This is a genomic window from Nocardia inohanensis NBRC 100128 (genome assembly GCF_001612945.1).
In the GTDB taxonomy this organism is placed as follows: Bacteria; Actinomycetota; Actinomycetes; order Mycobacteriales; family Mycobacteriaceae; genus Nocardia; species Nocardia inohanensis.
The window spans coordinates 92,518-103,248 of record NZ_BDBK01000004.1; the positions used below are offsets into that span (position 1 = coordinate 92,518).

The window sequence follows — 10,731 nt, forward strand, 5'->3', positions numbered from 1 at the left end:
GGTTCGGCCGCAGCACTATTCGACGGTGACGGATTTGGCGAGATTGCGTGGCTTGTCGACGTCGTAGCCGCGCGCCTGCGCCACTTCGGCGGCGAAGATCTGTAGCGGGACGGTGGACAGCAGCGGCTGGTACAGCGTTGGCGCGGACGGGATTTCGATCAGGTGGTCGGCGAACGGCCGCACCGTGTCGTCGCCCTCCTCCGCGATCACGATGGTGCGGGCGCCCCGCGCCTGGATCTCACGAATATTGCTGAGCAGCTTGGAGTGCAGCACCGCACGCCCCTTCGGCGAGGGCATGACGACGAACACCGGCAGGCCGTCCTCGATCAGCGCGATCGGGCCGTGCTTGAGTTCGCCGGCCGCGAAGCCCTCGGCGTGCATGTACGCCAATTCCTTGAGCTTCAAAGCCCCTTCGAGCGCGACCGGGTAGCCGACATGGCGACCGAGGAACAGCACGGTCGGTTCGTGCGCGAACTCCCGCGCGATCTCCCGGATGTGCGGAGCCTGCTCGAGCACCTGCGATACCAATCGCGGCATGTCCTCGAGTTCGGCGTACTCGCGCGCCACCTCATCGGGGTATTTCGTGCCCCGCGCTTGCGCCAGCGCCAAACCGACGAGGTAGTTGGCGGTGATCTGCGCGAGGAACGCTTTGGTGGAGGCGACGCCGATCTCGGGACCGGTGCGGGTGTAGAGCACGGCATCGGATTCGCGGGGAATCTGCGCGCCATTGGTATTGCAGATGGCCAGCACGCGCGCCTTCTGCTCCTTGGCGTGCCGCACGGCCTCGAGCGTGTCGGCGGTCTCCCCCGACTGCGAGATGGCGACCACCAGGGTGGAGCGGTCCAGCACCGGGTCGCGGTACCGGAATTCGCTGGCCAGCTCCACTTCCACGGGCAGCCGCGTCCAGTGCTCGATGGCGTACTTGGCCAGCAGCCCCGCGTGATACGAACTGCCGCAGGCGACCACGAAGACCTTGTCGACCTCGCGCAGTTCCTGATCGTGCAGCCGCTGCTCATCGAGAATGATCTTGCCATCGGCGAAGTGCCCGATCAGCGTGTCGGCGACACCGGCCGGCTGCTCCTCGATCTCCTTGAGCATGAAGTAGTCGTGGCCGCCCTTCTCGGCGGCGGCCAGATCCCAGTCGATGGTGAACGGCCGGATCCGCACGCCCTCGGTCCTGCCGTCGAAATCGGTGACCGTGTAGCTGTCGGCGGTGATCACCACGGCCTGGTCCTGACCGAGTTCGACTGCCTCCCGGGTGTGTTCGATGAAGGCGGTCACATCGGAGGCGATGAACATCTCGCCCTGCCCGACGCCGACCACGAGCGGGGTGGAGCGGCGCGCGGCGACGATCGTGCCCGGATGGTCGGCGTGCGTGAAGACCAGCGTGAACGCGCCCTCCAGCCGGCGCACCACCGACAGCGCCGAAGCCACGAAGTCCCCCGCGGTGTCCCCGTCGGCGTAGGCGCGGGCGACCAGATGCACCGCCACCTCGGTGTCGGTATCGGAACCCAGCTCCACTCCGGCGGTTTCGAGTTCGCGGCGCAGCGGCACGAAGTTCTCGATGATGCCGTTGTGCACGACGGCGATCCGCCCGCTGCCGTCCCGGTGCGGATGGGCATTGCGATCGGTCGGCGCGCCGTGCGTGGCCCAGCGGGTGTGTCCCATGCCGGTCGAGCCGCTGAAGCGATCCGTTCCCGCTTCGGCGAGTTCGGCTTCCAGGTTCGCCAGGCGACCGGCCTTGCGCTCCACCGCGAGTCCGCCGGCGCCGTCCAGCACGGCCACCCCCGCGGAGTCGTAGCCGCGATATTCCATGCGGCGCAACGCGTCCACCACTACGCCGAGGGCTTCCCTATACCCCACGTACCCCACGATTCCGCACATGGGTCACCAGCCTAACCGGGAGGCGCGGGCCGGCGAATTCGAAGGGGACCGAGACCCGGGCGAAACACCCGAACCCCGGCGCGATCGGATAAGTTCGTCTCCGTGTCGGCGTCTGTGAAATCGCTCCTGAGCACCCTGACAGCCCGCGGCCCCCATGAGGTGCTGCGCGGCAATCTCGGCATCGCCGGGCAGCCGGGGGTGGTCTTCACGCCCGCGAAGGGGCTGAACCTGCCCGCCGTGGCCTTCGCGCACGGCTGGCTGGCCGGCGCCGCGAACTATCGGCGAACGCTGGAACATCTGGCCTCCTGGGGTTTCGTGGCCGCCGCGCCGGACACCGAACGCGGGCCCATCCCGTCGCATCTGAACCTGGCGACGGATCTGCTGACGACCCTGGACATCTGCACCGGGGTGCGCTTGGGCATCGGCGATATCAGCGTGCACCCCGACAAGCTGGCCCTGGCCGGGCACGGTATGGGTGCGGGCGCGGCCGTCATCGCCGCCTCCCAGCGCGAGGTCGCCGCGGTGGCCGCGCTCTACCCGTCTCCGACCGCCCCATCCGGTGAGGCGCTCGCCCCGAGCATCGACGCGCCCGCTCTCATCCTCGGTGGCGCGGACATCAACTCGGTGAGCTCGAATGCCGTTCCCCTGGGCGCGGCCTGGGGCGGTCCGGCGGTTCTCCGCTCGGTCGACAAGGCCAGCCACAACGGCATGGTCGAGGGCCGCCGCGCCCTGGCCGCCCTCGGTGCGGGCAAGCACGAAGCCAAAACCGAACGCGTGACGCGTGGCCTCCTGGTCGGCTTCCTCAACTACACCGTCCTCGGCGACAAGAAGTACAAGCCCTTCGCCGACCCCGAAGCCCTCATTCCGCACACTCAGATCGTCGATCCCGAAGCGGTGGAGGAAGAGCCGGAGCAGCCCCAGAAGCTGCCCGTCCTGCAACTCATCCAGGCGTTGCGCAAGTAGGCGACGGCACCGCGCCCGGTTTAGGCAGCACCGCGCCCGTTGTCGACAAGACCGCGCCCGTTGTCGACAAGACCGCGCCCGTTGTCGACAAGACCGCGCCCGTTGTCGACAAGACCGCGCCCGTTGTCGACACCGCCGCGCCGGACCCGCTGCGCCGCGTATCTCCCGCCGCGGCATGCGACCCCAGCGGCCTACGCACGTACGGATCATGGCACCGCCTCCGGGATGTCGACTCCGCCCTCGGGGATCTCGGCAGGTCGCGGACTGTAATCCGGTAGCGGGAGCGCATCCGTGCTGGGAAGCGGCGGCACTCCGCCTTCCTCGGCGGGCGGACCAGCGGCAGGTCCGGCTCCAGGCGAATCGCCCGGCGGCGCGCCATGTTCATCCACCGACGAGCCGCCGATCGGCCCGGGATCCAGGCCGGCCTCCGGCGGAGGTTCTTTCCCTGGCGGCGAACACATTCCACCGCCCGAGTGAATTCCCGTTTGTTCGCCGGCAGCGCCGGCGGAGTCCGGAGCCGGTGATTCGGCCGGTGGGCGCACGGCCTCCGGCGGCGTCTCGTCCGCGGCCTCGGGTGGGGCACAGCCCGATCCGTCCGGCGTGTGCGGCGAGGCTCCGGTATCCGGCGCGGGTTCGGAGCAGCTCGGCGGTGCAGGTGAATTCGGTTGCGGTGCTTGCGAATCAGCGGCGGCACCGTCGGCGGGAGTAGCGGGTGACTGTTCGCTTTCGGTGAGGACCGGCAGACCGTGTTCATCCAGCGTCAGGGTGTAGGTGTGTGCCCTGCCGGTCTCGTCGGTGACGGTCAGGCGCAGTTCGCCGGTCGGCGATTGTTCGAAAGCGAAATGCTTTCCGGCGAAGTCGAATTCGGTCTGCACCGAACCCTTCTCCGGTGCGGTTTCGGACTTGGTCTCGCCGCCCGGATCGCCTTCGGCCGCGCCCTTCGTTTCGCCGGTCGAGCCGGTGCCGGTGGTTGCTTCCTGGCCGGTTGCCGTGGGCAGTAGGGATTGGAGTTTCGTCAGCGCGCCTGTGATGCCCTGCTGGACAGCGGATGTCAGCGATTCGAGTCCGGAGGTCAGCGCTCGCGATGTGGTAGCGCCCAGGGACGACGTGTCGCCGGTGGACGCGGGGAGGGTGTCGGTTGTGGAGCCGGTCGCCGACTGCGGCTGGGATCGAGTTTCGGCGTCGGGAGCTTCGGCTGTCGTCCCGGGTTGTGGAGTCGCACCGGATGATTCGGCGGGCCGGACCGTGGCCGGTCCCGGCGCTCCGAGGTCGGATCGCGATTCATCGCCGGACCCCCACGCCGGCTGCGCCGGTGCACCCGACCTATCGGCGGACTGCGGCGCGGCGGGCCAACTCGATTGGAACGGCATCGAACCCGGACCGGGTGAGGACGAGTAAGCGGGTGGTGCCGTGACACTCTGCGGAACCGTTGCGGTCGGTGGGAGGACTATCTCCCGCGGGCAGGGGTAGGGCAGCTCGACCACTTGATTCAAGGTGAAGAGCACCGCGCCGTAATGGCTTTCGAAGGCCGCGTCAGCTGTCGCGCAAGCAGTCGTGAACAGGTCGAGTTTGTGTTCGACATCCGGACGGAAGGTGTCGGTCAGCCAGGGGTCGGACTGGTCGGCTATCAGGGTGTCGATGTCGTCCGGCGTTTTGCCGCCGAGCGTGAGTTCGACTGTGCCGTCGCTGGTTTGCGGAAGCAGCCCGAGGGTGGCGTTCGCCTTGGCGAGGACCGCCTGGCGCATGGGTTCGATCACCTCGCCGAGCGCGGCCGCGGCAGTTCGAGTGGCGTCGAGATCCGTTCGGGCGCGGCGCAGCTGGGCATCGAGCATCGCCAGAGCTTGATCCCCGGTGCCACCGGTCCACGCTGCTGTCAGATCCCGTGCCACGGCTTGTTCCAGCTGCCATTGGGTCTCGGCGTTCTCGAGCGCCTTCGCCATTTCACCGCGGGTGGTATCGAGTTTCGCGAGGTCGGTGCCGCGTTGTTCGTCGTAGGCCGCCTGTAAACCCGACAGGGTGGCGTTGCGGCAGGGTCCGAACGCTTCCTCGTACAGGGGCAGAAAGTGTTCCCAGTACTGCAAACCCGGTGCGCCGTAATCGAGTATCTCGTCGATCGTCTTGCCGGCCGGATCGAAGCTCACGGATGCACCCCCGCGACGGCGGCCGCCCGGGTGCTGTCGATGCGATCGTATTCGGCTGCGGCACGGTCGAATACGTCTGCGGTCACGGCAGCCGAGGTCGCCCAAGCGCGCAGGCAGGCGGCGATGCGCTCCACCCCGTGATGCACGCCCGAACCCTGCGACGGGTAGTTCCGCCCGGCCTCGTCATTGCCGATTCCGAAGGCGTGCTCGCCGATTCGGTTCGACTGCCGGCCGAGCGTGGTGGCGGCTTCGCGCAGCATCGCGGCCGCCCCACGCAGTGACTCGGTGCTTACCCCGAGCACGTCGGACCCACCCATCCGTCCCCCTCGATCGAAACCCCCGCCCGGCTAGCTGCCCAGGCGTCCTTCGTCGGTGCGCACCCATTCGGTGGTCCCGTCCGGGTGATGATGGAACTCCCATGCCGCGTAGTCACCGCCGGAGTCGACAACGGTCACGTGGTCGGCGTAACCGTCATGATCCAGATCGGTCCAAACATGCATGGCGTGATCACTGTTCGTGGTCACGGTGTCGAGCTGACCGTCACCATCGATGTCCTGGGTCGGATGTTCTAGCTCCACCGCACCCAGCGCACCGAGTTCCGAATGCGCGTCGAGATTCGGCAGTTCCAAGCCCGGCAGATCACCCGATGTGACCATGTGCGCTCCTCCGCAGTGACGTGACTCTCATCCTGTCATCCGCGCCGGGGCCGCGCAGCCGCTTGATACCGAATGTGGATAACTCGAGGGCCTGTGAGCAATCAGCGCTTCGGAATCACCAGCCACAGGATCAGGTAGAGGATGAACTGCGGCCCGGGCAGCAGGCAGGACAGGACGAAGAGCAGGCGCACGAGGCCGGCGTTCCAGCCGAGGTACTGGGCGAGGCCGCCGCAGACGCCGGCGATCCACTTGTCATCGGTCGAACGGGTGAGGCGGCGGGTGCTGGTCGGTGTTGTCATGCCTCCACTCTCCGCGTTTCCGGGGCCGCGCACATCGGTCCCATGACCCATTCCGACCCTGAACTTCGGTGGGGGCGGGGTCAGGGTGCCACCCTGAGCAGGGCAGAATCGCCCTGGTGAGCACCACACTTCAGGCGCGCGGACTCGCGGCCGGACACGGCGAACGGACCCTGTTCAGTGACCTCGATCTCGTGCTGGCGCCGGGCGATGTGATCGGCCTGGTCGGGGTGAACGGGGCGGGCAAGTCGACGCTGCTGCGCATGCTGGCCGACGGTCACGCACCGGAAGGCGAGATCACGCTCAGTCCGCCGGACGCCACGGTCGGCTATCTGGCGCAGGAGCCGGAGCGGCTCGAGGGCGAGACGGTGCTCGAATTCCTGCGGCGGCGAACCGGAGTCGCGGCGGCCCAGCAGACCATGGACGATGCCGCGGAACGGCTGGCCGACGGCGGCGAAGACCAGTACTCGCCCGCGCTGGAACGCTGGCTGGCGCTCGGCGGCGCGGATCTGGAGCAGCGCGCCGAGGAGGTGGCGGCCGAACTCGGGCTGGCCGAGAGCCTGCCGCACGGACTGGAGACGCTGATGACGGTGCTGTCCGGCGGGCAGGCGGCGCGGGCCGGGCTGGCGTCGGTGCTGTTGTCGCGCTTCGACATTCTGCTGCTGGACGAGCCGACCAATGATCTGGACCTGGATGGGCTGGCCCGGCTGGAGCAGTTCGTGACCGGGGTGCGCGAGCCGCTCATGGTGATCAGCCACGATCGGGAGTTCTTGGCGCGCACCGTGAATCGAATCGTGGAGCTGGATCTGGCGCAGCAGCAGGTGGGCGTCTACGACGGCGGCTACGACTCGTATCTGGACGAGCGGGAGATCGCGCGGCGGCACGCGCGCGAGGCATACGACGAGTTCGCCGATACCAAGGCCGGGCTGGAAGCGCGCGCGGTCATGCAGCGCAATTGGCTGGAGCACGGCGTCCGCAACGCCCGGCGGAAGGGAAAGACGGACTCCGACAAGGCCGGTCGCAAAATGCGGGCCGAGTCGACCGAGAAGCAGGCGTCGAAGATCAAGCAGACGATCAAGCGGATCGAGCGGCTGGACGCGGTGGAGGAACCGCGCAAGGAGTGGGAGCTGCGGATGTCCATCGCCGCCGCCCCGCGCAGCGGTTCGGTGGTGGCCACGCTGTCGGGTGCGACGGTGGTGCGCGGTGACTTCACGCTGGGACCCGTTACCGTGCAGGTCGATTGGGGCGATCGGATTGTGCTCACCGGGGCCAACGGGTCCGGGAAATCGACACTGCTGTCGCTGCTGCTCGGAAAGACCGAGCCGGACAGCGGATCCGCGACGCTGGGCTCGTCCGTGGCGATCGGCGAGGTCGATCAGGCGCGCGGACTGTTCCGCGGGAGCGACAGTCTCGCAGACACTTTCGGTGCGCAGATCCCGGACTGGCCGGAGGCCGAGGTCCGCACGCTGCTGGCCAAGTTCGGGCTGCGCGGGCCACATGTGATGCGCCCCAACGACACGCTCTCCCCCGGCGAACGCACCCGCGCGGCATTGGCCCTGCTGCAAGCGCGCGGAGTCAACCTATTGGTGCTCGACGAGCCCACCAACCACCTGGATCTGCCCGCCATCGAACAGCTGGAGCAGGCCGTCGAATCCTTCGAGGGCACAGTCCTGCTCGTCACCCACGACCGCCGCATGCTCGACAATGTGCGAGCCACCCGCCGCTGGCATATGGACGCCGGTCGGCTGACCGAAACGCAGTAGCCCGCCCGCGACGGATGGAGGAGGGACTCGGGGGCGTTGCCCCCGACCCCCGTAGGCGGCCACCAAGCGGCGGGCGCGGACGTTCGTAGGCCCGGTCGCCCGCACCCTGCCGCGGATCTTCGGAAGCGGACCGCTGCGCCGCCCAACCACCGAACCGCCTGACCACCGAACCGCCCGACCAGCGCGCCGCCCGACCACCGAACCGCCCGACCAGCGCGCCGCCCGACCACCGAACCGCCCGACCACCGAACCGCCCGACCAGCGCGCCGCCCGACCACCGAGCCGCCTGACCATCGCGCCGCCTGACCATCGAGCCGTCTTATCGGCGAGCCGTCTTATCGGCGAGCAGCGACCGTCAGACCGCGGCGACGAGCTTCGCGAGGTCGTCGGCCAAGCGCTGGGCGGCTTCCGGGTCGGTGGCCTCGACCATGACGCGGACCAGTTGCTCGGTTCCGCTGGGGCGCAACAGGACTCGGCCGGATTCGCCGAGTTCGCGTTCGGCCTCGGCGACGGCGTCGAGCACCGAGGGGGCCTTGGCGACGGCGGCCTTGTCGGAGACCGGGACGTTCAGCAGGACCTGCGGGACGGTCTGCACGAGCCCCGCCAGATCGGCGAGGGTGCGGCCGGTTTCGGCCATCCGGGCCATGAGTTTGAGGCCGGTGAGGACGCCGTCGCCGGTGGTGCCGAACTTCGGGAAGACCACGTGCCCGGATTGTTCACCGCCGAGGGTGTAGCCGCCGGTGCGCAGGTCCTCGAGGACGTAGCGGTCGCCGACGGCGGTGGTGCGCACCGTGATTCCGGCCGCGCGCAGGGCGATGTGCAGGCCGAGATTGCTCATGACGGTGGCGACCAGGGTGTCCTGGGCGAGTTCACCGGCATCGCGCATGGCCAGGGCCAGCACGGCCATGATGGCGTCGCCGTCCACGATCGCGCCGGTGGCGTCCACGGCCAGGCAGCGGTCGGCGTCACCGTCGACGGCCAGGCCGATATCGGCGCCGTGTTCGCGCACCGCCCGCTGGATCGGCCCCAGGTGGGTGGAGCCGCAGCCGTCGTTGATGTTCAGGCCGTCGGGGTCGGCATTGATGGCGATGACCGTGGCGCCCGCCTCGCGCAGGGCGGCCGGGCCGACCTCCGAGGCCGCGCCGTGGGCGCAATCGATCACCACGGTGAGGCCGCTCAGGTCGCGCGCGGTGGCCTCGACCAGGTGCTCGACATAGCGTTCGTGGGTGCCTTCCAGGCTGTAGCGGTCATCGGCGTCGAAGACGTGACCGCCCAGGCCGGGCCGGCCCAGGACGCGTCCGATGGCCGCGCCGGTCGGGCGCGCGAACGCGCCTTCGGCGATCAGGGCCTCGATCTTGTCCTCGATGACGTCGTCCAGCTTGTGGCCGCCGGCCGCGAAAATCTTGATGCCGTTGTCCGGCATGGGGTTGTGCGAGGCGGAGATCATCACGCCGAGGCAGGCGTCGTACACGCCGGTCAGGTAGGCGACGGCCGGAGTCGGCAGCACACCCACCGAGAGCACATCCACGCCCGCGGAGGTCAGGCCGGCGATGACGGCCGCTTCCAGCATTTCGCCACTCGCGCGCGGATCACGCCCCACTACGGCGAGCGCGCGCTTCTTGCCGCGACTCAGAACCTGTGCCGCCGCGGCCGAAACGCGCAGCGCCAGCTCAGGACTCAACGAGTCATTGGCAAGCCCGCGAACTCCGTCGGTGCCGAACAAACGTCCCATTACCTCACCCCTGGTCGGTGTATACAGCACGAGAGCAGGCACCCGGCCCTCTCCCTCCGCTCGCGACCCGCTGCGGGTCGCGCCCAGGAGAAAAATAGGCAACAGCTTCGAAAGCTGTTGTAGGGAGCCTGCTCTCGTACAGGTTGCCGTGTAGACCGTACCGCGCCCGGCCCTCGGAAGGACCGGGCACGGTAGGCCGGACGGCGAATATCAGCGCTTCGAGTACTGAGGCGCCTTACGGGCCTTCTTGAGGCCGTACTTCTTACGCTCGGTGGCACGCGGGTCACGAGTCAGGAAGCCGGCACGCTTGAGGGCGGGACGGTCGTCCGGGGTGACCTCGATCAGGGCACGCGCGATGGCGAGGCGCAGGGCGCCGGCCTGACCGGACGGGCCGCCGCCGACCAGGCGGGCGAAGATGTCGAAGTTCTCGGTGCGCTCGACGGTCACCAGCGGCGACTTGACGAGCTGCTGGTGCACCTTGTTCGGGAAGTAATCCTCGATGGTGCGGCCGTTCAGCACGAAGTTGCCGGAGCCCGGCACCAGGCGCACGCGGACGACGGCTTCCTTACGACGGCCGACGGTCTGCACCGGGCGGTCGATCAGGACGGGCGCCGCGAAGGACTCGGTGTACTCGGCCTCGGCCTCGTAACCGTCGCCCTCTTCGACGACCTCGACGGCGGTGTCTTCCACGACGAATTCGTCGTCGTTGAATTCCTCAGGAGCGGTCACTGGGCCACCTGCTTGATCTCGAAGGGGATGGGCTGCTGGGCCGCATGCGGGTGGTTCGGGCCCGCGTAGACCTTCAGCTTGCCGATGATCTGGTTGCCCAGCTTGTTCTTCGGGATCATGCCCTTGACGGCACGCTCGACCAGACGGTCGGGGCGGGTGTCCAGGATCTGGCCCACGGTACGGCCCTTCAGACCACCCGGGTGACCGGAGTGGGTGTAGAGGACCTTGTCCTGCCGCTTGTTGCCGGAGACGGCAACCTTCTCGGCGTTGATGATGATGACGAAATCGCCACCGTCGACGTTCGGAGCGTAGGTCGGCTTGTTCTTGCCGCGCAGCAGGTTCGCAGCCTGCACGGAAAGACGGCCGAGCACTACGTCAGTGGCGTCGATGACGTACCACTTGCGGGTAACGTCACCGCCCTTCGGGCTGTACGTAGGCACAGTGCATCCCTTGTCTGTCGTAGGTTTTGCCAGCCCAGGCGTGTGGTCGAGCTGATCCCCGGCGGCCGGTGGAGACCCGGGGGCTCGTGCGACAACCGGTTGCCCGGCCGTACCGCACGCCAACGAG

General features: G+C 68.6%; 10 protein-coding genes. 2 read left to right on the forward strand and 8 right to left on the reverse strand.

The genetic code is table 11. The features are described 5' to 3' along the window. Positions 1-15 precede the first annotated feature (15 nt). Complete coding sequence (gene glmS / locus NI1_RS12510) at positions 16-1,884, reverse strand: glutamine--fructose-6-phosphate transaminase (isomerizing) (RefSeq protein WP_067818867.1); 1,869 nt, start codon at positions 1,882-1,884, stop codon at positions 16-18. A 102-nt stretch (positions 1,885-1,986) separates the two neighbouring features. On the opposite strand from glmS, the gene NI1_RS12515 reads away from it, so the two are divergent. Then, complete coding sequence (locus tag NI1_RS12515; protein ID WP_067818870.1) at positions 1,987-2,847, forward strand: dienelactone hydrolase family protein; 861 nt, start codon at positions 1,987-1,989, stop codon at positions 2,845-2,847. A gap of 206 nt (positions 2,848-3,053) precedes the next feature. Here the strand turns inward: NI1_RS12515 and NI1_RS12520 are convergent, their stop codons facing one another. The 4 genes from NI1_RS12520 to NI1_RS12535 form a co-directional block, all read right to left on the reverse strand. Continuing rightward, on the reverse strand, positions 3,054-4,988 hold the full coding sequence (locus NI1_RS12520) for a hypothetical protein (RefSeq protein WP_067818873.1): 1,935 nt from the start codon (positions 4,986-4,988) through the stop codon (positions 3,054-3,056). Beyond that, the gene (locus NI1_RS12525) at positions 4,985-5,305 is read right to left on the reverse strand and encodes a hypothetical protein (protein WP_067818876.1); all 321 of its coding nucleotides are present in this window, start codon (positions 5,303-5,305) and stop codon (positions 4,985-4,987) included. The genes NI1_RS12520 and NI1_RS12525 overlap by 4 nt, the downstream gene beginning before the upstream one ends. Positions 5,306-5,335: 30 nt before the next feature. Next, positions 5,336-5,644 (reverse strand): DUF6802 family protein, encoded by a 309-nt coding sequence (locus tag NI1_RS12530; protein WP_067818879.1) that lies wholly within the window; start codon positions 5,642-5,644, stop codon positions 5,336-5,338. 101 nt (positions 5,645-5,745) lie between these two features. Continuing rightward, on the reverse strand, positions 5,746-5,943 hold the full coding sequence (locus NI1_RS12535; RefSeq protein ID WP_067819311.1) for a PspC domain-containing protein: 198 nt from the start codon (positions 5,941-5,943) through the stop codon (positions 5,746-5,748). Positions 5,944-6,059: 116 nt separating this feature from the next. On the opposite strand from NI1_RS12535, the gene NI1_RS12540 reads away from it, so the two are divergent. Next, positions 6,060-7,703 (forward strand): ABC-F family ATP-binding cassette domain-containing protein, encoded by a 1,644-nt coding sequence (locus NI1_RS12540; RefSeq protein ID WP_067818881.1) that lies wholly within the window; start codon positions 6,060-6,062, stop codon positions 7,701-7,703. A 355-nt stretch (positions 7,704-8,058) separates the two neighbouring features. On the opposite strand, the gene glmM is transcribed toward NI1_RS12540, so the two are convergent. The 3 genes from glmM to rplM form a co-directional block, all read right to left on the reverse strand. Continuing rightward, positions 8,059-9,435 (reverse strand): phosphoglucosamine mutase, encoded by a 1,377-nt coding sequence (glmM, locus tag NI1_RS12545; protein WP_067818883.1) that lies wholly within the window; start codon positions 9,433-9,435, stop codon positions 8,059-8,061. A gap of 210 nt (positions 9,436-9,645) precedes the next feature. Further along, positions 9,646-10,164: a 30S ribosomal protein S9 gene (gene rpsI, locus NI1_RS12550; protein ID WP_084523062.1), complete on the reverse strand. Its 519-nt coding sequence runs from the start codon at positions 10,162-10,164 to the stop codon at positions 9,646-9,648. Beyond that, on the reverse strand, positions 10,161-10,604 hold the full coding sequence (rplM, locus tag NI1_RS12555) for a 50S ribosomal protein L13 (RefSeq protein WP_067711732.1): 444 nt from the start codon (positions 10,602-10,604) through the stop codon (positions 10,161-10,163). Before rplM ends, rpsI begins: the two co-directional genes overlap by 4 nt. Between the last annotated feature and the right edge of the window lie 127 nt (positions 10,605-10,731).